The organism is Massilia sp. WG5 (genome assembly GCF_001412595.2).
Lineage (GTDB): Bacteria > Pseudomonadota > Gammaproteobacteria > Burkholderiales > Burkholderiaceae_D > Telluria.
Map to the genome: position 1 here is coordinate 4,313,410 of NZ_CP012640.2, position 24,399 is coordinate 4,337,808.

Annotated in this window: 21 protein-coding genes; 15 read left to right on the forward strand and 6 right to left on the reverse strand. The window is 66.5% G+C overall.

The window, feature by feature from the left end; all coding sequences use genetic code 11:
• The 8 genes from AM586_RS19240 to AM586_RS19275 all read left to right on the forward strand — a co-directional run bounded on the left by AM586_RS19240 (window position 1) and on the right by AM586_RS19275 (window position 6,657).
• The gene (locus AM586_RS19240) at window positions 1-642 is read left to right on the forward strand and encodes a histidine phosphatase family protein (protein ID WP_052233604.1); all 642 of its coding nucleotides are present in this window, start codon (window positions 1-3) and stop codon (window positions 640-642) included.
• Window positions 643-758: 116 nt separating this feature from the next.
• The gene (gene dusB, locus AM586_RS19245) at window positions 759-1,784 is read left to right on the forward strand and encodes a tRNA dihydrouridine synthase DusB (protein WP_082439406.1); all 1,026 of its coding nucleotides are present in this window, start codon (window positions 759-761) and stop codon (window positions 1,782-1,784) included.
• A 77-nt stretch (window positions 1,785-1,861) separates the two neighbouring features.
• On the forward strand, window positions 1,862-2,095 hold the full coding sequence (locus AM586_RS19250) for a helix-turn-helix domain-containing protein (protein ID WP_036235444.1): 234 nt from the start codon (window positions 1,862-1,864) through the stop codon (window positions 2,093-2,095).
• Window positions 2,096-2,190: 95 nt separating this feature from the next.
• A complete protein-coding gene (purH, locus tag AM586_RS19255) occupies window positions 2,191-3,777 on the forward strand; it encodes a bifunctional phosphoribosylaminoimidazolecarboxamide formyltransferase/IMP cyclohydrolase (protein ID WP_052233602.1) in 1,587 nt (528 codons plus the stop codon).
• Window positions 3,778-3,898: 121 nt separating this feature from the next.
• Window positions 3,899-4,435, forward strand: coding sequence for a crossover junction endodeoxyribonuclease RuvC (gene ruvC, locus AM586_RS19260; RefSeq protein WP_052233601.1), 537 nt, complete (start codon window positions 3,899-3,901; stop codon window positions 4,433-4,435).
• Between the two features lie 24 nt (window positions 4,436-4,459).
• A complete protein-coding gene (ruvA, locus tag AM586_RS19265; RefSeq protein WP_052233600.1) occupies window positions 4,460-5,038 on the forward strand; it encodes a Holliday junction branch migration protein RuvA in 579 nt (192 codons plus the stop codon).
• A gap of 70 nt (window positions 5,039-5,108) precedes the next feature.
• Complete coding sequence (ruvB, locus tag AM586_RS19270; protein ID WP_052233599.1) at window positions 5,109-6,179, forward strand: Holliday junction branch migration DNA helicase RuvB; 1,071 nt, start codon at window positions 5,109-5,111, stop codon at window positions 6,177-6,179.
• Between the two features lie 31 nt (window positions 6,180-6,210).
• Window positions 6,211-6,657, forward strand: a complete 447-nt coding sequence (locus AM586_RS19275) for a YaiI/YqxD family protein (protein WP_052233598.1) — start codon at window positions 6,211-6,213, stop codon at window positions 6,655-6,657.
• A gap of 14 nt (window positions 6,658-6,671) precedes the next feature.
• Here AM586_RS19275 and AM586_RS19280 read toward each other — a convergent pair whose 3' ends face one another.
• The 3 genes from AM586_RS19280 to AM586_RS19290 form a co-directional block, all read right to left on the reverse strand.
• Window positions 6,672-7,103 (reverse strand): hypothetical protein, encoded by a 432-nt coding sequence (locus AM586_RS19280; protein ID WP_052233597.1) that lies wholly within the window; start codon window positions 7,101-7,103, stop codon window positions 6,672-6,674.
• Window positions 7,104-7,190: 87 nt separating this feature from the next.
• Entirely contained in the window at window positions 7,191-9,407 is a 2,217-nt protein-coding gene (locus AM586_RS19285) for a bifunctional diguanylate cyclase/phosphodiesterase (RefSeq protein ID WP_052233596.1), read from the reverse strand.
• Window positions 9,408-9,515: 108 nt separating this feature from the next.
• Window positions 9,516-9,962, reverse strand: coding sequence for a DUF2147 domain-containing protein (locus tag AM586_RS19290; RefSeq protein WP_052233595.1), 447 nt, complete (start codon window positions 9,960-9,962; stop codon window positions 9,516-9,518).
• Window positions 9,963-10,154: 192 nt separating this feature from the next.
• On the opposite strand from AM586_RS19290, the gene AM586_RS19295 reads away from it, so the two are divergent.
• From AM586_RS19295 to AM586_RS19310, 4 genes are all read left to right on the forward strand, one after another.
• Window positions 10,155-11,963 (forward strand): CIA30 family protein, encoded by a 1,809-nt coding sequence (locus AM586_RS19295; RefSeq protein WP_052233594.1) that lies wholly within the window; start codon window positions 10,155-10,157, stop codon window positions 11,961-11,963.
• A gap of 24 nt (window positions 11,964-11,987) precedes the next feature.
• Window positions 11,988-13,121, forward strand: a complete 1,134-nt coding sequence (locus tag AM586_RS19300; protein WP_052233593.1) for a sensor histidine kinase — start codon at window positions 11,988-11,990, stop codon at window positions 13,119-13,121.
• A complete protein-coding gene (locus AM586_RS19305; RefSeq protein WP_052233592.1) occupies window positions 13,118-13,723 on the forward strand; it encodes a DNA-binding response regulator in 606 nt (201 codons plus the stop codon). The genes AM586_RS19300 and AM586_RS19305 overlap by 4 nt, the downstream gene beginning before the upstream one ends.
• Window positions 13,724-13,835: 112 nt before the next feature.
• On the forward strand, window positions 13,836-14,408 hold the full coding sequence (locus tag AM586_RS19310) for a PEP-CTERM sorting domain-containing protein (RefSeq protein WP_052233591.1): 573 nt from the start codon (window positions 13,836-13,838) through the stop codon (window positions 14,406-14,408).
• Window positions 14,409-14,460: 52 nt separating this feature from the next.
• On the opposite strand, the gene AM586_RS19315 is transcribed toward AM586_RS19310, so the two are convergent.
• Entirely contained in the window at window positions 14,461-17,274 is a 2,814-nt protein-coding gene (locus tag AM586_RS19315; RefSeq protein WP_052233590.1) for a valine--tRNA ligase, read from the reverse strand.
• Window positions 17,275-17,477: 203 nt separating this feature from the next.
• On the reverse strand, window positions 17,478-19,055 hold the full coding sequence (locus AM586_RS19320; RefSeq protein ID WP_052233589.1) for a S8 family serine peptidase: 1,578 nt from the start codon (window positions 19,053-19,055) through the stop codon (window positions 17,478-17,480).
• A 362-nt stretch (window positions 19,056-19,417) separates the two neighbouring features.
• Between AM586_RS19320 and AM586_RS19325 the strand changes: the two genes are divergently transcribed.
• Window positions 19,418-20,053 (forward strand): ANTAR domain-containing response regulator, encoded by a 636-nt coding sequence (locus AM586_RS19325; RefSeq protein WP_052233588.1) that lies wholly within the window; start codon window positions 19,418-19,420, stop codon window positions 20,051-20,053.
• Window positions 20,054-20,056: 3 nt separating this feature from the next.
• Here AM586_RS19325 and AM586_RS19330 read toward each other — a convergent pair whose 3' ends face one another.
• Window positions 20,057-21,073: a GlxA family transcriptional regulator gene (locus AM586_RS19330; RefSeq protein WP_052233587.1), complete on the reverse strand. Its 1,017-nt coding sequence runs from the start codon at window positions 21,071-21,073 to the stop codon at window positions 20,057-20,059.
• A gap of 141 nt (window positions 21,074-21,214) precedes the next feature.
• On the opposite strand from AM586_RS19330, the gene AM586_RS19335 reads away from it, so the two are divergent.
• Together AM586_RS19335 and AM586_RS19340 are read left to right on the forward strand one after the other, a co-directional pair.
• Window positions 21,215-22,321, forward strand: a complete 1,107-nt coding sequence (locus AM586_RS19335) for an S-(hydroxymethyl)glutathione dehydrogenase/class III alcohol dehydrogenase (protein ID WP_052233586.1) — start codon at window positions 21,215-21,217, stop codon at window positions 22,319-22,321.
• A gap of 276 nt (window positions 22,322-22,597) precedes the next feature.
• The gene (locus AM586_RS19340) at window positions 22,598-24,394 is read left to right on the forward strand and encodes a M56 family metallopeptidase (protein ID WP_052233585.1); all 1,797 of its coding nucleotides are present in this window, start codon (window positions 22,598-22,600) and stop codon (window positions 24,392-24,394) included.
• The last annotated feature ends 5 nt before the right edge of the window (window positions 24,395-24,399 follow it).

Genomic DNA, 24,399 nt, shown 5'->3' on the forward strand with positions numbered 1-24,399 from the left:
TTGAACAAGATTATCCTGATTCGCCATGGCGAAACCGCCTGGAACGCGGAACGCCGCCTGCAGGGCCACCTCGACATCCCCCTGAACGACGAAGGCGAGCGCCAGGCCCGGCTGCTGGCCGAGGCGCTGGCGCCCGAAGCGATCGACCTGCTGGTGTCGAGCGACCTGCAACGCGCCCGCCAGACGGCCCAGGCCGTGGCCACGCTGCGCGGCATGCCGCTGCTGGTCGAACCCGGCCTGCGCGAGCGCTGCTACGGCGGTTTCGAAGGCCTGCTGTACAGCGAGATCGAACAGCGCTTCCCCAGTGAGTTCGCCGCCTGGCAGGCGCGCGACATCGATGCAGTTTTGCCAAGTGGTAAAAATTGCGGCGAATCCTTCCGCCAGTTCTACGCCCGCGCCACCGAAGCCATCCTGGGCCTGGCCAGCGCGCATCCCGGCCGCACCCTGGCGCTGGTGGCCCACGGCGGGGTGCTCGAGTGCGCGTACCGGATGGCCGGTAATCTGCCGCTGGAAACGCCGCGCGACTTCAAGGTCTACAACGCCAGCATCAACCGTTTCCGCGTCGACGGCGGCAGGCTGGTTCTGGAGAGCTGGGGCGAGGTATCCCACCTGCGTCCGGCCCTGCTGGACGAGTTGGCCTGAGCTCAACCAGAAGAAATATGCCAAATTCGCAACACACGAAAAAAAGTGTGCTGATAAATTGAGCAGCGCTTCGGGTAAAATAGCGAGTTCCCGATTTTTCTTCTGGTTTTTCTTCCGTGCAAATTGGTCCTTATACGCTGCGCAATAATGTTTTCGTCGCCCCGATGGCCGGGGTGACCGACCGTCCGTTCCGCCAGCTGTGCAAGAAGCTCGGCGCCGGCTATGCGGTGTCGGAGATGGCGGCCTCGAATCCGCGCCTGTGGGCCAGCGAAAAATCCTCGCGCCGCATCGACCATGCGGGGGAAATGGAGCCGAAGGCGGTGCAGATCGCCGGCGCGGTGCCGGAAGAACTGGCCGACTGCGCCAGGTTCAACGTCGACCGCGGCGCCCAGATCATCGACATCAATATGGGCTGCCCGGTCAAGAAGGTCTGCAACAACTGGTGCGGTTCGGCCCTGCTGCAGCACGAAGACCTGGTCCAGCGCATCCTGGAAGCGGTGGTGAAGGCGGTGGACGTCCCGGTGACGCTCAAGTTCCGCACCGGCTGGGATCGCCAGAACAAGAACGCCCTGAACATCGCGCGCATGGCCGAGCAGGCCGGCATCGCCATGCTGACCCTGCATGGCCGCACCCGCGCCGACGGCTACAAGGGCGATGCCGAATACGACACCATCGCTGCGGTGAAGGCGGCGGTGTCGATTCCGGTGGTGGCCAACGGCGATATCACGACGCCGGAAAAGGCCAGGTTCGTGCTCGACCATACGGGCGCCGATGCCGTCATGATCGGGCGCGCGGCCCAGGGCCGTCCCTGGATCTGCCGCGAGATCGATCACTACCTGCGCACCGGCGCGCACCTGCCGGCGCCGCTGGTCGAGGAAGTGCGCGAACTGATGAACGAACACCTGCCGGCCCACTACGCTTTCTACGGCGAATACCTGGGCGTGCGCACGGCCCGTAAGCACATCGGCTGGTATGTACAAGACCTGCCCGGCGGTGAGGAATTCCGCCAGCGCATGAACTTGCTGGAATCGACCGCCGAGCAGCTGGCGGCCGTCGACGAATTTTTCAAATCGCAACAGCGCTATGGCGAGCGGTTACAATACCGGCCCGCGCTTTCCGAACACATCGCGATCGCAGCATAAAAATAGTAGTAGAAAAACAAAAATAATCGGAGACAGGGCTGCCAAAAGCGGCACCATTAACCAAGGTGAAGTAGCACATGAGCAAAGAGAGTATCCAGGAAGTCGTTCAGAAAAGCCTCGAAGATTATTTCAACGACCTGGGCGAGCAAAAACCGACGAATATCTACGACATGATGCTCCTGACCGTCGAAAAACCGATCCTGCAAGTCGTGATGACGCGCGCTGAAGGCAATCAGTCGCATGCCGCGCAGATGCTGGGCATCAATCGCAACACCTTGCGCAAGAAATTGCAGGAGCACGGGCTGCTGTAAACGCCGGCGGGAAGGCCGGCGTGCGAACGTGCGCCGGCCTTGCCCGGCGTGGTTAATATGCATGCCCGCACCGATTTTTATCAACAGGCCTTCCCATGATCAAACAAGCCCTCATCTCCGTTTCCGATAAAACCGGCGTGCTCGATTTCGCACGCGCGCTGTCCGCGCTCGGCGTGAACATCCTGTCGACCGGCGGCACCGCCAAGCTGCTGCAAGACAATGGCGTGCCCGTCACCGAAGTCGCCGACTACACGGGTTTCCCGGAAATGCTCGATGGCCGCGTCAAGACCCTGCACCCGAAAGTGCACGGCGGCATCCTGGCGCGGCGCGACCTGCCGGAACACGTCGCCAAGCTCGAAGAGCACGGCATCCCGCAGATCGACATGGTGGTGGTGAACCTCTACCCCTTCCAGGCGACCGTCGCCAAGGAGCAGTGCTCGCTGGAAGACGCGATCGAGAACATCGACATCGGCGGCCCGACCATGTTGCGCTCGGCGGCCAAGAACCACCGCGACGTCGTCGTGATCGTCGACCCGGCCGACTATGGCGTCGTGCTGGCGGAAATGAAGGGCACGGGTACGCAAGCGGGCGATGTCGGCTACGACACCAAATTCCGCCTGGCGACGAAGGTGTTCGCCCACACCGCGCAGTACGACAGCGCGATCACGAATTACCTGACCAGCCTGGGCGAAGACAAGCAGCACGCCACCCGCGCGACTTACCCGCAGACCCTGAACCTGCACTTCGAAAAGGTCCAGGACATGCGCTACGGCGAAAACCCGCACCAGAGCGCCGCCTTCTACCGCGACCTGGCCCCGGCCGCCGGCAGCCTGGCCAACTACCATCAGCTGCAGGGCAAGGAACTGTCGTACAACAATATCGCCGACGCCGACGCCGCCTGGGAATGCGTCAAGTCGCTGGGTGGCTTCGACCAGCCGGCTGGCTGCGTGATCATCAAGCACGCCAACCCCTGCGGCGTGGCAATCGGCGCCGACGCCCTGGACGCCTACCAGCGTGCGCTGAAGACCGACCCGACCTCGGCCTTCGGCGGCATCATCGCCTTCAACGTGCCGGTCGACGGCCGTGCCGCGGAAGCGATCTCGAAACTGTTCGTCGAAGTCGTGATCGCCCCGGTGTTCACGCCGGAAGCGCGCCAGCTCATGGCGGCCAAGCAGAACGTCCGTCTGCTGGAAATCGCGCTCGGCGACGGCCAGAACCCCTTCGACGTCAAGCGCGTCGGCGGCGGCCTGCTGGTGCAGTCGCCGGATGCGAAGAATGTGCTGCCGGCCGACCTGCGGGTGGTGTCCAAGAAGCAGCCGACCCCACAGCAGCTGCAGGACCTGATGTTCGCCTGGCGCGTCGCCAAGTTCGTGAAATCGAACGCGATCGTGTTCTGCGCCAACGGCATGACCCTGGGCGTGGGCGCCGGCCAGATGAGCCGCATCGACTCGGCCCGCATCGCCTCGATCAAGGCCCAGAATGCCGGCCTGTCGCTGGTCGGTTCGGCGGTGGCGTCGGACGCCTTCTTCCCGTTCCGCGACGGCCTGGACGTGGTGGTCGACGCCGGCGCGAGCTGCGTGATCCATCCGGGCGGCTCGATGCGCGACCAGGAAGTGATCGACGCGGCGGACGAGCGTGGGGTGGTGATGCTCTATACTGGTACGCGTCACTTCCGTCACTGATCGGGCGTCACGCGTGGGCACATGGTGCCCACCCTACGGTCGTGGTGACAAACGCACCACGACCTGTGTTTTTGCACAGTATTTTTCCCACGAAATACGCCAGCCGGTATAACATTCGATAATGATTATTCTCGGCATCGACCCGGGCCTGCGCACGACGGGGTTCGGGGTCATCGAAAAACACGGGCACCGGCTGCGCTACATCGCTTCCGGCACCATCAAGACCGGCACGGAAGGCGCCTTGCCGCCGCGCCTGAAGATCATCCTGTCCGGCGTCACCGAAGTCGTCGCCACCTACAAGCCGGCGTGCGCGGCCATCGAACGCGTCTTCGTCAACGTGAATCCGCAGTCGACCCTGCTGCTCGGCGCGGCGCGCGGCGCCGCCATCGCGGCCCTGGTCGGCGCCGACCTCGACGTCGGGGAATACACGCCGTCCGAGGTCAAGCAGGCCGTGGTCGGTTCCGGCAAGGCCGTCAAGGCCCAGGTCCAGGAAATGGTGGCGCGCCTGTTGAAGTTGCCGGGCCTGCCCGGCTCGGATGCCGCCGACGCCCTCGGCATCGCGATCTGTCACGCCCACGGCATGGATGCGCTGGCGCTGATCGGTGCGCTGGCGCCGGAAAAGCAGGCCCTGCACATGCGGCGCGGCCGCCTTGTTTAACCACCAACCATTGAAAGTTCAGCGATGATCGGTCGTCTCTCCGGCGTACTGCTGGAAAAGAATCCCCCGCAAGTGCTCGTGGATTGCCAGGGCGTCGGCTACGAGGTCGACGTGCCGATGGGCACTTTCTACAACCTGCCGCACACGGGCGAGAAGGTGGTCCTGTTCACGCACTATGTGGTGCGGGAAGATGCGCACCTGCTGTTCGGCTTCGGCTCGGCCAACGAGCGCGCCGTGTTCCGCCAGCTGATCAAGATCACCGGCGTCGGCGCGCGCACCGCGCTGGCCATCCTGTCCGGCATGTCGGTGGCCGACCTGGCCCAGGCCGTGACCCTGCAGGAAGCCGGGCGCCTGGTCAAGGTCCCCGGCATCGGCAAGAAGACCGCCGAGCGCCTGCTGCTGGAACTGAAGGGCAAGCTGGGCGCCGATATCGGCGCGGTCGGCGGCGCCGTGCAGGACGACGCCCAGGCAGACGTGCTCAATGCGCTGCTGGCCTTGGGGTATTCTGACAAGGAAGCGCTGGCCGCCATCAAGAATATGCCGGCCGGGACCAGCGTTTCCGAGGGTATTAAACTGGCGCTGAAATCGCTGTCCAAAGCATAATCCGTCGCCCCGCCTGCGCGGGGAGTCGTTTCCGGCAATGCCGGGAACGACAATCATTTGACTGACACATATGAGCATCCAGACCGACAACTTCACCGAGCAGCGCATCATCGATGCCGCGCCGGCCTCGCCGAACGAAGAGGCGATCGAGCGCGCGTTGCGGCCCAAGCACCTCGACGAATACGTCGGCCAGTCGAAGATCCGCGACCAGCTCGAGATCTTCATCTCGGCGGCCCGCAAGCGCCGCGAAGCGCTCGACCACACCCTGCTGTTCGGCCCGCCGGGCCTGGGCAAGACCACGCTGGCCCACATCATCGCGCGCGAGATGGGCGTGAACCTGCGCCAGACCTCCGGTCCGGTGCTGGAGCGTCCCGGCGACCTGGCCGCGCTGCTGACCAATCTCGAAGCGAACGACGTGCTGTTCATCGACGAGATCCACCGTTTGTCGCCGGTGGTCGAGGAGATCCTGTATCCCGCGCTCGAGGACTACCAGATCGACATCATGATCGGCGAGGGTCCGGCCGCGCGTTCCGTGAAGCTCGACCTCCAGCCGTTCACGCTGGTCGGCGCCACCACCCGCGCCGGCATGCTGACCAATCCGCTGCGCGACCGCTTCGGCATCGTCGCCCGCCTGGAGTTCTACAACGTCGACGAGCTCACCAAGATCGTGACCCGCAGCGCCGCCCTGCTGGAGGCGCCGATCAACGAAGAGGGCGCGCGCGAAGTCGCCAAGCGCGCGCGCGGCACGCCGCGTATCGCCAACCGCCTGCTGCGCCGCGTGCGCGACTATGCGGAAGTGAAGGGCACCGGCGAGATCACCAAGGACATGGCCGACCGCGCGCTCAAGATGCTCGACGTCGACACCGTCGGCTTCGACGTGATGGACCGCAAGCTGCTGGAGGCGGTGCTGTTCAAGTTCGCCGGCGGCCCGGTCGGCATCGGCAACCTGGCGGCGGCGATCGGCGAGGCTGCCGATACCATCGAGGACGTGCTGGAACCCTACCTGATCCAGCAGGGCTACCTGCAGCGCACCCCGCGCGGCCGCATCGCCACGCCGCTGGCGTACAAGCATTTCGGTGTCGCCGCGCCGCGCATCAGCCCCACCGGCGACCTGTGGGACAACCTGCAAGGTTCAACCTGAACTGCAGCCTGAGCCGGAGCAGCATACTGTTATGGAAATCTGGGTCGATGCCGATGCCTGTCCGGGCGTGATCAAGGACATCCTGTTCCGCGTGGCCGAGCGCCTGCAACTGCAGGTGACGCTGATCGCCAACCAGCTGATCCGGGTGCCGGGCTCGCGCTTCATCCGCGCGATCCAGGTGCCGAGCGGCGCGGACGTGGCCGATACCGAGATCGTCGAGCGCCTGGCGCCGGGCGACCTGGTCGTCACCGGCGACATCCCGCTGGCGGCGCGCGTGCTGGAGAAGGGCGGCGACGCGCTGAATCCGCGCGGCGAGTTCTACACCAGGGACAATATCGCCCAGCAGCTGACGATGCGGGCCTTCATGGAAGAGTTGCGCAGCGGCGGTGTCGACACCGGCGGCCCGAGCGCCTTCAGCCAGGCCGACCGCCAGCAGTTTGCCAACGCTTTGGACCGCTATCTGGCACGGCGCCGCTAGATGGGCGACCGGGGCTATCCGGTCGACGAATGGATCAGCGCCAGCACCGGTTCACGGCGCTCGCGACGGCGCAACGGGCGGTGGCGGCGGTGGAGTCCGGCCGGGTAGACGACGCTGAGGAACAGCAGCATGGTGAGGCACAGCAGGATCCCGCTGCCCCACAGCAGCGTAGGGTCGCTCCGCGTGGCCAGCATGGCGACGCTGGCGGCGGCGGGAACCAGCAGCAGCAGACCGCCGAGGGTGCGCGCCGGGCCGGAGTGGCGCATGCGCTTGCCGAACATGCCGATATACAGGAAGCTGAACGACACCAGCGCCAGCCCGGCCAGGCCGCCGACGGCGCTCCAGGCCGGCATGCTGCCGGTCTGTTCGGATTGCGCCCCCACCAGTGGCGGTACGATGAAGACGAGTCCGCTCGCGCACAGGGCCAGCAAGCGCAGGACGATCATGACGATCCCCCTTCAGGATGGAAGTGGTGGTGTCGATTCACAAGGTTCATTCGGAAAGCGTGAAAGATGAATGTGCGGAGATTAACATTAAGATAATTCTCGCGGCGCGCGCCTGAAGGCGCGGGCGGCGAAGTCGGCGCGCAGCCAGGGCATGGTGCCGCCGGCGAGCCAGGCGCCGATCGTCGTTCCCGGCACGGCTTTCGAAAACAGGTAGCCCTGGCCGTAATCGCAGCCGGCCTGCTTGAGCAGCTCGAGCTGTTCGGGCGTTTCGATGCCCTCGGCGATGACCTTCATGCCGAGCTTGTGGGCCATGGTGACGATCGTTTCGCACAGGGCGTAGTCGGTGGTGCCGGCTTCGAGGTGCATCACGAAGGAGCGGTCGATCTTCAGGAACTGGAAGCGGAATTTCTTCAGGTAGGACAGGGACGAGTATCCGGTGCCGAAATCGTCCAGTGCCAGGTCCATGCCGTGCTCGGCGATCTGGCGCAGCTGCTGGGCCACGAGCGGATTATTGTCGAGCAGCATGCCCTCGGTGACCTCGACCACGAGCGTGTGCGCCGGCAGCCTGGCGTTGCTGGCCATCTGAAAACAGCGTTCGCAGGCTTCGCGCCCGGCCAGCAGCTGGACCGGGGAAACGTTGATGCCCACTTGCAGGATAGCGCCATGCTGTTGCTTCCAGGCGACGACGTCGCGCACTACCGTCTCGAAGATCTGCTCGCCCAACTCCACGATCAGGCCGTTTTCCTCGCACAGCGGAATGAATTCGGCCGGGCCGATCATGCCGCGCTGCGAATGCGTCCAGCGCACCAGCGACTCGGCCTTCTTCAGTGCGCCGGTGTCCAGGTCGACGATGGGCTGGTAGTGGACGTCCAGGCTGTGTTCGTCCATCGCGCTGCGCAAGTCCTTGATCAGCTGCCGGCGCGCCTGGGCGCGCTCCTGCATCACATGCGAGAAATAGGTGTAGCGGTTGCGGCCCTGCTGCTTGGCCACGTACATCGCCTGGTCGGCATGCTTGATCAGGCTTTCCATGTCGGCGGCGTCGCGCGGGTAATGCGTGATCCCGATGCTCGCCGACAGGTGCAGGGTCTCGTCGCCCATGGTGAAGGGACGGGCCATGGCCTGGATGATGGATTGCGCGGTGCGGTCGACCGCGAAGGCCTCGTCATCCCGATGGTTGCGGCGTGATGCCAGCAGCACCGTGAATTCGTCGCCGCCGAGGCGCGCCACGGTGTCGCCGTCGCGCGTGCAGTCGAGCAGGCGCTGGGCCGCTTCGCGCAGGATCTCGTCGCCGGCCGAGTGGCCCAGGGTTTCGTTGACGTCCTTGAAGCGGTCGAGGTCGATCACCAGCAGGGTGAAGCGGCCGTCTTCGCGGTCGGCGCGGTGGATGGCCTGGGCCACGCGCTCCATGAACATCTGGCGGTTCGGCAAGCCCGTCAGGGTATCGTAGTTGCCCTGGCGCCAGGCCAGCTCTTCGGCGCGCTTGGTCTCGGTGATGTCGGTGCCGATCTCGATGTAGTTGCGCACCCGCCTGTCCGGGCCGTAGGCGGCGGTGATGGTGCGGTACTCGGCGATGACGTGGCCGTCCTTGTGGCGGCTCCACAGCTCGCCCTGCCATTGGCCGGTGGCGTGCAACCGCTCCCACAGGCGCGCGTCGAAGTCGATGTCGTCCAGGCCGGCGTTGTACACGCGCGGGGCCTTGCCGGCGATGTCGTCCAGGGTAAAGCCGCGCATCGCGGTGAAGGCCGGGTTCACGGTCTCGATGCGGCCCTCGGCATCGAGCACGGCGATCGCTTCGTGGCTGTTCTGGAACAGCAGGGAACCGAGTTCCAGCCGGTGCCGGTTGCGCACGAGTTCAGTGACGTCGTGCACGACGCCCATCAGCAGGCGGCAGGCGCCGTCCGCGTCGATCACGGGCGAGACGGTGACATCGCCCGTCCTGGTGCCGATCGGGTAGGTCGAGACCTCCTGCCAGCGCACCACCTGGCGGGTGGCGATGGCCTCACGGTATTTCGACTTCACCAGCGCCAGCGAGGCGGGCGGGATGATCTCGTCGACTTCCTTGCCCACCACCGCGGAAACAGGCAGGCCGGTGGCGAGGGTGAAGCGCTCGTTGACCGCGGAAAAGCGGTAACGGTCGCCGTCCAGCACCTCGAGAAAGAAGATGACGTCGGCGACGTGCTCGAACAGGTAGGTCAGGTAATGCAGCGGCACCGGCGGCGCATCGGCAGCCAGGTAGCGCGAGACCTGGCTCGACGCAGGGGGCGAATCCGCTGGAACCGGCGGGCCGCCGGACGGGTTTGCCATCGCTGTCTGTCTCCCTCCACATGGTTGAAGGAAGTGTAGCGCAGATCACGCATGGCCCGGCGCAGGGTTCTGATGCACCGGGCCGGTGCGTTCGCCCCCGTCAGCGGCTTACTCCTGGCGCAGCCAGACCTGCGAGCGGCCGAACATCGGCACGCCGATATAGCCGCGCACCTCGACCTTCTTGCCGCCTTCGCGCACCATCAGCTTGCTCTTGTAGACCTTGCCGTTCTTCGGATCGAGGATCTCGCCGCCGGTGTACTCGTCGCCGGTCTTCTTCAGGCCGGAGACGATGGTCATGCCGACGATCGGCTGGTCCTTGCGCGCATCGGTGCACAGCACGCATTTCGGATTCTGCTCTTCATCCGCCGTGCGGAACAGCTTCTCGATCTTGCCCTGCAGCTCGCCGTGGTTATCGGTGATGCGGATCAGCGCGGTCGGCTTGCCCGAGCTGTCGTCGATGGTCTTCCACAGCCCGACCGGCGAACCGTCCTGCGCCCATGCGAGCGGGGCGGCAAGAACGGCGGCAATCAGTGAAGCCTTGATGAGGGTGCGCATGGTGTCTCCGGTGTTGTTGGAATAGTGATAGGCAGCTGGAGTGTAGCAAACAGTACGGTCGTTCGGTAAACAGCCTGACGGAAATTCTTGCAGATGACATTTGTCACCTGAAACTGATGGCAGCCGCGCCTGTCGCGGCAGGCGCCGTTTCCCGATACTGGCGGCATACCAACCAACGACAAGGGAAGAAAAATGAAAACGACCATCCTGGCTTCGCTGCTTCTGTCCGCCGGCCTGGCCAGTTCCGCCGCCGTCGCCGGCACCACCCTAGTGCAGGACGTACGCATGTTCGACGGCAAGAGCGCGCACGAGCACCGCTCGGTGCTGGTGCGCGACGGCCTCATCGTGGACGCCGACTACCGTGGCGCGCTGCCCTCCGGCGCCCGCGTGGTGGACGGCAAGGGCCGCACCCTGCTGCCGGGCCTGATCGACGCCCACGTCCACACCTGGCAGCACTTCGAGCTGCCGCTGGTATTCGGCGTGACCACGCAGGTCGACATGTTCACCGGCGTGCCGGTCATGCAGCGGATCAGGAAGGCGATGGCGGAAGGCCGCAACCAGGGGGAGGCCGACGTGTTCTCGGCAGGCACCCTGGTCACCGCGCCGGGCGGCCATGGCACCGAGTACCCGGTGCCGATCCCGACGCTGGAAAACGGCGGCGACGCCCAGGCCTTCGTCGACGCCCGCATCGCCGAGGGCTCGCACTTCATCAAGGTCGTGATGGAAGACGGCTTCGGCGACCACCACTTCAACAGCCTCGACCTTCCCACCGTGAAAGCCGTGATCGGCGCCGCCCACAAGCGCGGCAAGCTGGCCGTGGTCCATATCAGCACCCTGGACAATGCGCGCGCCGCGCTGGAGGCCGGGGCCGACGGCCTGGCCCACCTGTTCGTCGCTGCGAAGCTGTCGCAGGAACAGGCGGACAGCCTGGCGCGGCTGGCCCAGGCCAGGGGCGCCTTCGTGGTGCCGACCTTCTCGGTCCTGGAAAGCATCGCCGGCGTGAAGCCGCGCGACCTGCTCGACGATCCGCAGGTGGCGGACCTGCTCGACCGCGAAGAGCGCGGCGCCCTGCAGACCGGCTACGGCCCGGCGCCGCGTCCCGCCATCCTGGCCGCGCCGAAGATGGTGACGGCGGCGCTGCGCCGCGCCGGCGTGCCCATCCTGGCCGGTACCGATGCCGGCAATGCGGGCACCCAGTACGGCGCCAGCCTGCACCACGAGCTGGCGGCGCTGGTCGACGCCGGCCTGAGCCCGCGCGAAGCGCTGGTGGCGGCCACCAGCGCGCCGGCGCGCGCCTTCGGCCTGGGCAAGCGCGGCCGGATCGCCGCCGGCTACAAGGCCGACCTGGTGCTGGTCGAGGGCAATCCGCTGCAGGACATCGGCGCGACCCGCCGCATCGTCGAGGTGTGGAAGGACGGCGAGAGCACGGCACCGATCCGCGAAGCCCAGCGCCGCCACGTGGCGCAGGAGAACGCCGCGAAGGGCACGCAGCCGCTCGCGCTGCCGCCCGATGGCAGGATCACCCTGCTGAAGGACGGCAAGCTGGCCAGCCCCTTCGGCACCGGCTGGTTCCCGTCCACCGACAAGTTCGCCGGCGGCGTCTCGACCGTCAGCCTGGATGCGCAGGCGGCCGGCGAAGGCGGCGCGGCGGTGGCCATCGACGCCCACGTCAAGCCCGGCTTCGCCTATCCCTGGGCCGGCGCGGCCTTCATGCCCGGCGACCAGCCGATGCTGGGGGCGGACCTGAGCGCGGCGAAGGTGATCCGCTTCCGCGTGCGCGGCGACGGCCGCAAGTACATGCTGACGCTGGCCTCGACCGGCATGACGATTCCGCGCAGCGTGCCCTTCGACACCGGCGCCGAGTGGCAGGAAGTGGCGATCCCCTTCAGCGCCTTCGCCGGGGTCGATCCGGCGGCGGTGACCATGATAGGATTCAATGCTGGACCGCAGCCTGGCGACTACCGCTTCGAGATCGCCGACGTTCGCCTGGTCGACCGCTGATAACGATTACAAAGACGACGAGCGATGCAGACTCTCAAGCGCGTACTGGCCGGGCCCTGGGTGCCGCCGGACATGGGCAAGCTGCCCTACCTGTGGGCGACGTCCCTGGCCTTCCTGCTGTTTAAGTACTTCTACAGCGCGGTCAGCGCCTTCGAGCTGGCCATGCTGGGCATCAGCGTGCTGCTGTTCCTGCCGCTCTACCTGTTCAGCTTCTGGGCCGGCGGCCGCAGCGCGGTCCTGTGCATCCTGGCGGCCTGCCTGTTCGGGATCCTGTGGGCGCCGCACAACTCGGGCGCCGGCACCTTCTTCATCTTTGCCGCCGGCATGTGCGGACGCCTGGCGCCGGGGCGCAACGCGCCGCGCATGCTGGCCCTGGTGCTGGCGCTGGCCACGGCCACCGGCTACCTGTTGGCGCAGAACGGCATCGCCTTCCTGCTGGCGCCCTGGGCGGTCGGCCTGTCGGTCGGCGTGGCCTCGATCATGGAAGGCGGCCTGCGGGCTTCGCGCCGCCAGTTGCTGCGCAAGCAGGAAGAGGTCGAGCACATCGCCCGCATCGCCGAGCGCGAACGCATCTCGCGCGACCTGCACGACCTGCTTGGCCACTCGCTGTCGCTGATCGCCCTGAAGGCCGAGCTGGCAAACAAGCTGGCCGGGCGCGACCTCGATGCCTGCCGGCGCGAGATCGCCGACATCGAATCGACCGCGCGCCGCGCCCTGGCCGAAGTGAGGACGGCGGTGACCGGCTACCGCGACAGCGGCCTGCCGGGCGCCCTGGCCAGCGCCCGCGCCAGCCTGGCCGCAGCCGGCGTCGCCTTGCGCGAGGAGGTGCAGCCGCAGTTCCATCAGGGCGTGCTGGCGCCGGCCATCGAACACGTGCTGGCGCTGGCGCTGCGCGAAGCGGTGACGAATGTGGTGCGCCACGCCGGCGCGACCCGCTGCACGGTCAGGCTGGCGCTGGAAGAGGGCAGTGCGGTGCTGGGCGTATGCGATGACGGCCGCCGCCTGCGCGCCGGCGACGAGGTCCGCGTGGGGAATGGTCTCACGGGCATGCGCGAACGCGCGGCGGGCGCCGGCGGCGAACTGTCGATCGGCGTGGACGAGGGCCTGCGCCTGGAGCTGCGCCTGCCGATCAAGGAAACCGAAGGAGAGACTGCATGATTCGCATCGTTATCGCGGAAGACCAGGCCCTGGTGCTGGGCGCGCTGGCGGCCCTGCTCGGGCTCGAGGACGACCTCGAGGTGGTGGGCGCGGCCGGCAACGGCAAGGAAGCGCTGGCGCTGTGCCGCGAGCTGCGGCCCGACATCGTGCTGACCGACGTCGAGATGCCGCAGATGACCGGCCTGGAACTGGCGGCGCAGCTGGCGGGACTCGGCCTGCCCGGCAGGGTCGTGATCGTGACGACCTTCGCGCGCAGCGGCTACCTGCGGCGTGCGCTGGAGGCCGGGGTGCGCGGCTACCTGCTGAAGGATGCGCCGGCCGAGAACCTGGCGGCGGCGATCCGCGTCGTCCACGGCGGCGGGCGGGCGATCGCGCCCGAGCTGGCGCTGGAGAGCTGGAGCGCGGGCCAGGACCCGCTGTCCGACCGCGAGCGCCAGGTATTGCGCCTGGCCGGCGAGGGCAAGACCAGCGGCGAGATCGCGAAGCTGGTGCACTTGTCCGAGGGCACGGTGCGCAACTACCTGTCCGAGGCGATCAGCAAGCTGAACGCCGGGAACCGTATCGAGGCCTACCGGATGGCGCGCAACGCGGGCTGGCTCTAGCGAGCGCACATGCGGCGTGCATCAATATCGACGCCGCCGCCGTCCGTATGCTGCACATGGCAGACCGAAGCCCGGTCCGCGTCCCACACGACACGATTCCCTAGGACATGCCATGAACCGGAACAGCCCGATCAAACAATTCGCAGCCGCAATACTGTGCGCCGCCAGCCTGTCGGCCGGCGCACAGACGCTCACCTTCACCGGGATCGGCGATCTCGGCCCCTATCCCGAGTCCTGGACCGAAAGCGGCTTCATCATCACCTCGCTGGCGCCGCCGCCGGCTGGGCCGCACCTGCACGCGGGCGACGACAATCTGCTGCTGCACAGCCAGGAAGGGTCCTCGCCCTACCAGATCCGGCGCCTGGACGGCGGCGCTTTCGACTTCCTGGGCTTCGACTACAGCGGCGGCGACTCCGTGTTCGTCACCGACACCGGCGCCAGCTTCACGATCCCCGGCGACCAGCCCATGGCCCACTTCACGATGTCCGCGGCCTTCCAGAACGTCAGCTACGTGAACTGGATCATGAACACGCCGGGCGACGAGGGACCGTTCTTCGAGCAGTGGGGGACGATCGACAACGTCGTCCTCAGCGTGCCGGAACCTTCGCAAACGGCGATGCTGGGGCTGGGGCTGTGCGGCCTGCTGCTGCGCGCCCGGCGGAGCCGCCGCCTGAGCCGCAAATAAAAAGCCGCGCCGGGCTGGGCCCTGGCGCGGCTTTTTCATGCGCGGCCGACGATCAGGCGGCCGGCAGCTTAGCCAGTTGCTCCTGCATCTTGGCCAGCGTGGCGCTGAAGTTCTCCACGCGCTCGCGTTCCTGGGCCACCACGGCGGCCGGGGCGCGGGCGACGAAGCTCTCGCTGGACAGCTTGCCGTTGGCCTTGGCGATCTCGCCCTGGACGCGCGCGATCTCCTTCGACAGGCGTTCGCGCTCGGCGGCGACGTCGATCTCGACCTTCAGCATCAGCTTGGTGGTGCCGACGATAGCCACCGCCGCCGGCGAATCCGGCAGGGTGTCGGCGATCTGCACTTCCGACAGCTTGCCCAGCAGCGCCAGATAGGGCGCGAAGCCCTGCGCGGCGGCGCGGTCGGCCTCGTTCCCCGGCTCGACGATCAGCGGCACGCGCACCGACGGCGACAGCTTCATCTCGCCGCGCAGGTTGCGGGTGGCGTCGGTCAGCTTCTTGAACTGCTCCATCCAGGCTTCGGCGCCTTCGTCGATCAGCGACTCGTCGGCGATCGGGTAGGGCTGCAGCATGATGGTGTCGCCCGTCTTGCCGGCCAGCGGCGCGACCGCGTGCCACAGCTGCTCGGTCACGAAGGGAATGATCGGATGCGCCAGGCGCAGGATCACTTCCAGCACGCGCAGCAGGGTGTGGCGGGTGGCGCGCTGCTGCGCTTCGGTGCCCTGCTGGACCTGGACCTTGGCCAGTTCCAGGTACCAGTCGCAGTACTCGTCCCACACGAACTTGTAGATGCTCGACGCGATGTTGTCGAAGCGGTAGTCGGCGAAGCCCTTGGCCACGTCCAGCTCGACGCGGTTCATCAGCGAGATGATCCAGCGGTCGGCCTGCGACAGGTCTTCGGCGTTCGGCTTGTCGGATGGCCGCACCCCGCAGTCCTTGCCCTCGGTGTTCATCAGCACGAAGCGGGTCGCGTTCCACAGCTTGTTGCAGAAGTTGCGGTAGCCTTCGCAGCGGCCGAGGTCGAAGTTGATGTTGCGGCCCAGCGAGGCGTAGCTGGCCATGGTGAAGCGCACGGCGTCGGTGCCGAAGGCCGGGATCCCTTCCGGGAATTCCTTGCGCGTGGCTTTCGCGATCTTCTCGGCGGCCTTCGGGTTCATCAGGCCGGTGGTGCGCTTGGCCACCAGCGACTCGACGTCGATGCCGTCGATCAGGTCGATCGGGTCCAGGGTATTGCCCTTCGACTTCGACATCTTCTGGCCGGAGGAATCGCGCACCAGGCCGTGCACGTAGACGGTCTTGAACGGCACCTTGCCGGTGAAGTGCGCGGTCATCATGACCATGCGCGCGACCCAGAAGAAGATGATGTCGAAGCCGGTCACCAGCACCGACGAGGGCAGGAACAGTTCCATCTCCCTGGTCTGTTCCGGCCAGCCCATGGTGGAGAAGGGCACCAGGGCCGAGGAGAACCAGGTGTCGAGCACGTCCTCGTCGCGCCGGAGTTCACCGGTGATGCCGGCGGCCGCGGCCTTTTCGCGCGCTTCCTCGTCGCTGCGGGCGACGACGATCTCGCCGTTCGGACCGTACCAGGCCGGGATGCGGTGGCCCCACCACAGCTGGCGCGAGATGCACCAGTCCTGGATGTTGTTCAGCCACTGGTTGTAGGTGGTGGTCCAGTTCTCGGGCACGAACCGGATCTCGCCGCTGGCGACTTTTTCCAGCGCCACTTCGGTGATCGATTTGCCCGGGTTGAAGCTGCCTTCCGGCGCCGGCTTGCTCATCGCGACGAACCACTGGTCGGTCAGCATCGGTTCGATGATGACGCCGGTACGGTCGCCGCGCGGCACCATCAGCTTGTGCGGCTTGACCTGTTCCAGCAGGCCCTGCGCTTCGAGGTCGGCGACGATCTTCTTGCGCGCTTCGAAGCGGTCCAGGCCGCGGTAGGCTTCCGGGGCATCGTCGACGATCTTCGCGTCGAGCGTCATGATGCTCGGCATTGCCAGGTTGTGGCGCTGGCCGACGGCATAGTCGTTGAAGTCGTGCGCCGGGGTGATCTTCACGCAGCCGGTGCCGAAGGCCTTGTCGACGTAGCTGTCGGCGATGACCGGGATCTCGCGGCCGGTCAGCGGCAGCTTCAGCATTTTGCCGTGCAGGTGGGTGTAGCGCTCGTCGGTCGGGTCGACCGCGACGGCGACGTCGCCCAGCATGGTTTCAGGACGGGTGGTGGCGACCGTCAGGTGGCCGCTGCCGTCCGCCAGCGGATACTGGATGTACCACATCGAACCGTCTTCTTCTTCCGACACCACTTCGAGGTCGGAGACGGCGGTGCCCAGCACCGGGTCCCAGTTGACCAGGCGCTTGCCGCGGTAGATCAGGCCCTGTTCGTACAGGCGCACGAAGACTTCGGCCACGGTCTGCGAACGCGGCTCGTCCATCGTGAAGTATTCGCGGGTCCAATCGGCCGACGCGCCCAGGCGGCGCATCTGGCCGGTGATGGTGCTGCCCGACTTTTCCTTCCACTCCCAGACCTTCTCGACGAAGGCTTCGCGGCCGAGGTCGTGGCGCGAGATCTTCTGCGCGTCGAGCTGGCGCTCGACCACGATCTGGGTGGCGATGCCGGCGTGGTCGGTGCCCGGGATCCAGGCGGTGTTAAAGCCACGCATGCGGTAGTAGCGGGTCAGGCCATCCATGACGGTCTGGTTGAAGGCGTGCCCCATGTGCAGGGTGCCCGTCACGTTCGGCGGCGGCAGCTGGATGCTGAACGAAGGCTTGTCGGCGTCCATGGTGGCGGTGAAGTAACCGCGCTGTTCCCATTCGGTACGCCAGAATTGTTCGATGTCGGCTGGCTCGAAAGACTTGGCTAATTCCATGATATGGCTTTGGTATCGGGGATGTTGTATGCGAAAACGATCATTATAGATTAGATGACGGCGGAGAAAAAAAAGGACGCCGGAGCGTCCTTTTGCCATACCGTAGGGTGGGCGGCCTCCGCCCCCGCGTGACGCCGGCATGATGCGAACCTCACGCATGGGCACGGCGTGCCCACCCTGCGTAAAAAGGCGCCCGCGCCTTTTTATTTGCCGCAGCCCAGCGACTTGATGCGGTCGTAGGCAGCCTTGGCCTGCACCAGGCCGTAGCCGTACTTGGTGTCGCGGCCGGCAGTGCCCAGGTCCAGCGCGCTGTTGTTCAGCGAGGTGCGGATCTGCGCGCCGGTACAGGTCGGGAAGTAGCTCCACACCAGGGCAGCCACGGCCGACACGTGCGGGGTCGCCATCGAGGTGCCGTCGAAGTAGGCGTAGTTCGATGCCTTGATGCCGACGGTCGCGCTCTGGCCCAGCTGGCCCTTCAGGGTCGCGCCCTCGGTGTCGGAAGCGCCGACCGACGGGATGGTGGTGACGGTGGTGCCCAGGGTGCCTGCCAGCGGGCCGGCCACGTTGTTGTACACGACCGCGCCGACGCCGCCGCTGTTCTGGCAGTTGGTGACCTTGGTCGCGAAGTCCACGGTGCCGCGTGCGATCAGGCAGACCTTGCCGGCGACGGCGGTGTTGACGGTGTCGCCGATGCCGAAGTCGGCCAGCGGCGCGGTCGCGGTCTTGACCGGCGAGCCTTCCATTGCCGTCGGCGCATAGGTGGTCGAACCGACGGTCAGGAACGGATCCTGGCCCACGCCCATCGGCACGGTCGACAGCACCGAGACGCCCGGACCGGCGATCTCGACGTCGCTGTTGTACTGCGAGAAGGAGGCGACGACCTTGTTTTCGTCGACCGCGGCCACCGACATCACGCTGCCGTAGCCGGCCGGGTAGGAGGTGGTCGCGTTGCCGTCGTTGCCGGCCGCGGCGATGCTCAGCACGCCCTTGGTCTGCAGGCTGTCGAAGGCGCGCTGCTCGGTCATGCTCTTGGCGCCGCCGCCCAGCGACATGGTGATGATGTTGGCGTTCGCCGCGCCGCACTTGTTGGCGGCATTCGCCAGGGTCGACGAATAGGTCCAGGCGCCGTTCGCGCCGAACACCTTCACGATGTGCAGCTTCAGGTTCCTGTTCGGGTTCACGCCGACCACGCCCAGGCCATTGTTGACGCCGGCGATGGTGCCGAACACGTGGGTGCCGTGGTGGGTTTCGTCGGTATACCACCAGCCGGTGCCGGAGTCGTACTCGCCGGTGACGTTGGCGCCGTTGTCCTTCAGGTCTTCATGGCTGAAGTCGACGCCCGAGTCGATGATGCAAATCTTGCGGTTGCCGGTGTTGGCGTCCGACAGCTGGTCGGCCTGGACCAGCTTGATGCCATAAGGGACCAGCTGGCCGCTGGTATAGGGGGTGCCGGTCGACGGCGTGGTCAGCGAGAACGGTTTGCGGATCACGTCCTCTTCGACGTATTCGACGTTCGGGTTGTTTTCGAGGCCCTTCAGCGCCACGGTCGGCACTTCGACGGCCATCGCGTTCATGTTGAAGATTTCCTGCTTGACCGAGCCCTTGGCTGCGGCCACCTGCGCCTTGATGTTCGCTGCCGCGCCCGGCTTGAAGGCGACGATCACGCGGGTGGTGCCGGGCGCGGCCGCCGAGGCGCTACCCGAAAATGCAATGGCCAGCGCCGCGGCGCAGAGGCCGAGGACAGGAACGAACTTTGATGCGCGAGTTTTCTTCTGATTCATCGGTGTTTCTCCGTTAAGTTTCTCGTTATTCGCCGCAGACTCGTGATCCGCGTGCTTTTTGATGTCACTGCTTTTAACAACAGATACAAGCACAACCGATACATCGCTGCCTTCCAGGGGCCGGGCCCAGCCGTCTGTAACAACAGCGGATTAAGTGTATTGAGGGAACTTATACAGATGCAATGGATTTTCAATCGTGCACAGGAAGTGTTGCGTGATTGTTTGTGCACATGTTTCAATTGATAAAAATCTAGATTTGTTACAAATCTACGTGCTATATTTTTGGCCGCCGGGACCCGGAATTGTGAAGACTTCGTGAAGTTCGGTGCTCCACTCCCTTCCGCTGCGAGAAAGTATCCAGAATGAGCGCGCCTGCTTCTTCCCGCCGACCGATCCTGCTGGTCGACGACGACCCCCTCCTGCTCGACTACATCACCACCGTGCTGCAGCATGCGGGCTACGACACCGTCGCCGCCGCTTCCGCGCCGGAGGCGCTGCAGCGCATCGCCGAGCGTCCCGATTTCGCGCTGGCCCTGCTCGACATCACCATGCCCGGCATGTCCGGCCTGGACCTGGCGCGGCGCCTGAAGGAGCACACCGAGGTGCCCTTCATGTTCATCTCGTCGGTGGAAGATGCCGAAACCGCGCGCCAGGCCGCCAGCCATGGCGCGGTCGGCTTCGTGGTCAAGCCCGTCGATGCGGCCCGGCTGCTGCCGGCCTTCGAGTCCGGACTGGCGCGCGCCGACGAGATCCGCCAACTGCGCCGCACCGAGGCCAACCTGAACGCGGCCCTGGCCGCCGGCCGCGAGACCAGCCTGGCGGTGGGCCTGCTGATGGCGCGCTACCAGACCGATCGCAACACCGCCTTCGAGGTGCTGCGCGACCATGCGCGCGCGAGCCGCCGCAAGGTCAACGAGGTGGCCGAGCAGATCGTGGCGGCCGAGGAGCTGCTGAACAGCCTGCACGGCGCATTTGCGGGCAGGCTGCGCGGCAAATGAGCGCTAGTCGTGCCTGGCGGCGGCCACACCGGTCGTGGCAAAGCGCTCGCGGTACAGCATGGGTGCGATGCCCATCCGCTTTTGAAAGGCGCGCCGCATTTGCGCCTCGCTGTTGAAGCCGGCGCGCGCCGCCACGGTCTTGAGCGGCAGCGCGACGTCCGCCAGCAGCTGCCTGGCGCGTTCGAAGCGGCAGGCGGCAATGAATTCCTGGGTGCTGAGGCCGACTTCCTGCAGGAATACACGGGCGAAGTGGCGCTCGCTCATCATGGCCTTTTGCGCCAGCTGGGTAACGCTCAGGCGCTCGTGCAGGTTTTCCAGGATCCATTTCTGGATCTCGCGGATGCCGGGCCGCGCCGTGCGTTCGCTCAGCAGGTGCGAACTGAATTGCGACTGCCCGCCCGGCCGTTTCAGGTACACCACCATGTCGGTCGCGACCTGGAGCGCGAGTTCCTTGCCGAAATCCTCTTCGACGAGGGCCAGCGCCAGGTCGATCCCGGCGGTGACCCCGGCCGAGGTCCACAAGTGCCCGGCGCGGACGAAGATGGCATCCGCATCGACCGCGATGTCCGGGTGGCGGGCTTGCAGGCGTTCGGCCACGCTCCAGTGCGTGGTCGCTGCCTTGCCGTCCAGGACCCCGGCCGCGCCGAGAAAAAATGCGCCTGAGCACAGGGCGGCCAGCCGCTGCAGGCGCGGGCTGGCGGCGGCGACCCAGTCGACGATGGCGCCGCCTTCGGCCAGCGCGCGATGGATGTCGCGCGCGCCGACGACGATCGCCGTATGCGGCAATGCCAGCAGGTCCAGGGCCTTGGTGGCCTGCAAGGACATCAGGGTATCCGAGGGTACATGGCCTTCGCGTATGGAGGCGATGCGGACATCGTAGCCGTCCGGCTTGCCGCTGTGCCGCAGGTGCACGTTGGCATACTCGAAGACGGACATCGGACCGATGGCTTCCATGGCCTTGAAGCCGGGATAAACAACGATGTCGACGGACAATGCCGGTGGCGCGGGCCTGTTCTGCATGGGGCTGGAGCGGTTCTTGACGGCTGACAAATCCGGTCATTATTGCACCAATTCCGGCCATCCAAGGGAACGCCTATTGGTCGCGGCGCAGCTTGTGGGGATAATGGCGGGATTGCACAACCACGTCAGGAAAGATTCCATATGAAAACCAAGGCAGCGATTGCATGGCAAGCGGGTAAGCCGCTGACGATCGAAGAAGTCGAACTCGAGGGTCCGAAGGCGGGCGAGGTGCTGGTCGAGGTCAAGGCCACCGGCATCTGCCACACCGACTGGTACACGCTGTCCGGCGCCGACCCGGAAGGCATCTTCCCGGCCATCCTCGGTCATGAAGGCGCGGGCGTGGTGGTCGACGTCGGCCCCGGCGTCACCAGCCTCAGGAAGGACGACCACGTCATCCCGCTGTACACCCCGGAATGCCGCCAGTGCAAATTCTGCCTGTCGCAGAAGACCAACCTGTGCCAGGCCATCCGCTCGACGCAAGGCCGCGGCCTGATGCCGGATGCGACCAGCCGCTTTTCGCTGGACGGCAAGCCGATCTACCACTACATGGGCACCTCGACCTTCTCGAACTACATCGTGGTGCCGGAGATCGCGCTGGCGAAAATCCGCTCCGATGCGCCCTTCGACAAGGTCTGCTACATCGGCTGCGGCGTCACCACCGGCATCGGCGCCGTCATCTTCACCGCCAAGGTGGAGGCGGGCGCCAACGTGGTCGTGTTCGGCCTGGGCGGCATCGGCCTGAACGTGATCCAGGCGGCCAAGATGGTGGGCGCCGACAAGATCATCGGCGTGGACCTCAACCCGGGCCGCGAAGCGATGGCGCGCAAGTTCGGCATGACCCATTTCATCAACCCGAGCGAGGTCGACAACGTGGTCGACGCCATCGTCCAGCTGACCGACGGCGGCGCCGACTACTCCTTCGAGTGCATCGGCAACGTCACCACGATGCGCCAGGCGCTGGAGTGCTGCCACAAGGGCTGGGGCCAGTCGATCATCATCGGCGTGGCCGAAGCCGGCAAGGAGATCGCGACCCGTCCGTTCCAGCTGGTGACCGGGCGTGTGTGGAAGGGCTCGGCCTTCGGCGGCGCCCGCGGCCGCACCGACGTGCCGCGCATCGTCGACTGGTACATGGAAAACAAGATCAACATCGACGACCTGATCACGCACCACCTGACGCTGGACCAGATCAACGACGGTTTCGAGCTGATGAAGAAGGGCGAATCGATCCGCTCCGTGGTCGTGTACTAAGCTCTGCACGTCGCCCCCGACCTCGCCGGCCGCCTTGGCCGGGGGCCAATTTAGCCGGCACCATGCCGGCTTTTTTCCATCCACTCCCGCAATTGTGCAGCCTGTCGCATCAGGCTGTCACCCATCCTCGTCTCTACCTATCCTGCCTTCATCGCTTCTTCATCCGAATATAGAAAAAAAGTTCTAGACAAATTTTTCTAGCTAACCTATTCTGGCCCCGTCGAAAGGAATCCGCATGCATCCTGCCCACCATCCTTCACGCGAAAGACAGGCGCCATGAGCGCCGCAAGCTGGATCGCCGGCCTGGCCTGGGCGCTGCTGGACTTCGTCTGGCAGGGCGCGCTGGTCGGCTGCGCCGCCGCCGTGCTGCTGGGCCTGATGGGCAGGGCGCGTCCGCAGTGGCGCTACCTGGTCGCCTGCGCCGCGCTGCTGCTGTGCGCGGCGTTGCCGCTGGCCGGCATGCTGGCGCGGGTGGCGGGGCAGGGGGCGGATGGCGCCGCCATGATGCTGCCGTTCACGCTGCCGTCCGGCGCTGCGCATGATGCCGCCTCGTCGCTGGCCGACAGCGCCGCGCTGCCGGCCGCCTGGAACGTGGCCGGCTGGCGCGAGGCATTGCAGCCGCGCCTGCCGCTGGTGATCCTGTGCTGGTCTGGCGGGGCCGCCCTGATGGCGCTGCGCCTGCTGCTGGGCCTGGCCTGGGTGCGCCGCCGCAGCCGGCCCGGCGCCTACCGGGCGGATCCGGCCTGGCAGGCCGTGCTCGACCGCCTGGCGGTGCGCATGGGGCTGGGCCGCAAGGTCATCCTGGGGCTGGTGGACGACCTCGCCAGCCCCGTGACCGCCGGCTGCCTGCGTCCACTGGTGCTGGTGCCGGCCGCGCTGGCCACCGGCATGGCGCCGCCGCTGCTCGAGGCCCTGCTGGCGCACGAGCTGGCCCATGTGCGGCGCCACGACTACCTGCTCAACCTGCTGCAGAGCGCGATCGAGATCCTGCTGTTCTATCACCCGGCGGTGTGGTGGCTGTCGCACCGCATCCGGGTCGAGCGGGAACTGGTCGCCGACGATGTGGCGGCAAGCGCGCTGGGCGAACCGCGGCGTCTCGCGCTTGCATTATCCGAGCTGGACCTGCTCCAGCTCTCCACCCCGCAACCCGCCCCTGGGGCATCTGGAGTAGGAGGTAATCTCATGTCTCGCATCAAACGCCTGGTTCGCCCGCAAGCGGAACCGCTCAGCGCATCCTTCGGCTGGAAGCTGGCCCTGCCGGCGATCGGCCTGGCCCTGACGGCCGCCATCCACGCCCACGCCGGCACCGCGCCGGAGCCTTCGGCCCAGCCGAAGCCCGGCTTCCATCACATCACGCTGCGGCCTGGCCGCGAGGATGGCTATGCCCTGGTCGGCGACGGCGAAAAGGGCGCCGCCATGACCGGCAGCAGCGCCGACTGGGACGCCATCAAACAGCTCAGGCGCAGCGTCAAGGGCGAATTCCTGTGGTTCCGCGACGGCGGCAAGTCCTGGATCGTGCAGGACCCGGACACGCTGGCGAAGGCGCGCGCAGCCTGGGCGCCGGTCAACAGGCTGGGCGAACAGATGGATGTCTACGGCAAGGAGATGGACCGGCACGGCAAGGTCATGGAAGCGCTCGGCAAGGAAATGGAGCAGGCGGCCGCAGGCATGCAGCCGGACCAGCGCCGCGTGCGCGAGGTGCAGCGCAAGATGGACGAGGTCGGCCGCAAGATGGGCCGCGTGGGCGAGCAGCTCGGCAGCGCCGGGGACAGCGAGCGCCCCCGCCTCGAAGCCGAGATGGCGGGCCTGGAAAAACAGATGAACGCACTGGGCGAGCAGATCCGCGCCGCCACCGAAGACGACATGCAGCGCCGCGAAGCCCATGCCGGCATGCGGGACATCGGCCGGCGTATGAAGGAGGCCGGCAAGCCGATGGATGCGCTGGGCAAGAAGATGGACGTGCTCGGCAAGCAGATGGACCAGGAAAGCAGGGCCGCCGACCAGGCCATGCGCGGCCTGATCCGCGATGCGATGGCGCGGGGCCTGGCGCAGCCGGCGCCGACGCAGGGCTGAGCGGC

Coding starts and splice junctions, on each gene's coding strand:
- ruvA (WP_052233600.1), top strand. CDS start 4,460: ATGATCGGTCGTCTCTCCGGCGTACTGCTGGAAAAGAATCCCCCGCAA.
- AM586_RS19285 (WP_052233596.1), bottom strand. CDS start 9,407: ATGGCAAACCCGTCCGGCGGCCCGCCGGTTCCAGCGGATTCGCCCCCT.
- AM586_RS19275 (WP_052233598.1), top strand. CDS start 6,211: ATGGAAATCTGGGTCGATGCCGATGCCTGTCCGGGCGTGATCAAGGAC.
- AM586_RS19250 (WP_036235444.1), top strand. CDS start 1,862: ATGAGCAAAGAGAGTATCCAGGAAGTCGTTCAGAAAAGCCTCGAAGAT.
- ruvB (WP_052233599.1), top strand. CDS start 5,109: ATGAGCATCCAGACCGACAACTTCACCGAGCAGCGCATCATCGATGCC.
- AM586_RS19330 (WP_052233587.1), bottom strand. CDS start 21,073: ATGCAGAACAGGCCCGCGCCACCGGCATTGTCCGTCGACATCGTTGTT.
- AM586_RS19315 (WP_052233590.1), bottom strand. CDS start 17,274: ATGGAATTAGCCAAGTCTTTCGAGCCAGCCGACATCGAACAATTCTGG.
- AM586_RS19300 (WP_052233593.1), top strand. CDS start 11,988: ATGCAGACTCTCAAGCGCGTACTGGCCGGGCCCTGGGTGCCGCCGGAC.
- AM586_RS19310 (WP_052233591.1), top strand. CDS start 13,836: ATGAACCGGAACAGCCCGATCAAACAATTCGCAGCCGCAATACTGTGC.
- purH (WP_052233602.1), top strand. CDS start 2,191: ATGATCAAACAAGCCCTCATCTCCGTTTCCGATAAAACCGGCGTGCTC.
- AM586_RS19280 (WP_052233597.1), bottom strand. CDS start 7,103: ATGATCGTCCTGCGCTTGCTGGCCCTGTGCGCGAGCGGACTCGTCTTC.
- AM586_RS19325 (WP_052233588.1), top strand. CDS start 19,418: ATGAGCGCGCCTGCTTCTTCCCGCCGACCGATCCTGCTGGTCGACGAC.
- AM586_RS19290 (WP_052233595.1), bottom strand. CDS start 9,962: ATGCGCACCCTCATCAAGGCTTCACTGATTGCCGCCGTTCTTGCCGCC.
- AM586_RS19340 (WP_052233585.1), top strand. CDS start 22,598: ATGAGCGCCGCAAGCTGGATCGCCGGCCTGGCCTGGGCGCTGCTGGAC.
- AM586_RS19335 (WP_052233586.1), top strand. CDS start 21,215: ATGAAAACCAAGGCAGCGATTGCATGGCAAGCGGGTAAGCCGCTGACG.
- ruvC (WP_052233601.1), top strand. CDS start 3,899: ATGATTATTCTCGGCATCGACCCGGGCCTGCGCACGACGGGGTTCGGG.
- AM586_RS19320 (WP_052233589.1), bottom strand. CDS start 19,055: ATGAATCAGAAGAAAACTCGCGCATCAAAGTTCGTTCCTGTCCTCGGC.
- AM586_RS19295 (WP_052233594.1), top strand. CDS start 10,155: ATGAAAACGACCATCCTGGCTTCGCTGCTTCTGTCCGCCGGCCTGGCC.
- AM586_RS19305 (WP_052233592.1), top strand. CDS start 13,118: ATGATTCGCATCGTTATCGCGGAAGACCAGGCCCTGGTGCTGGGCGCG.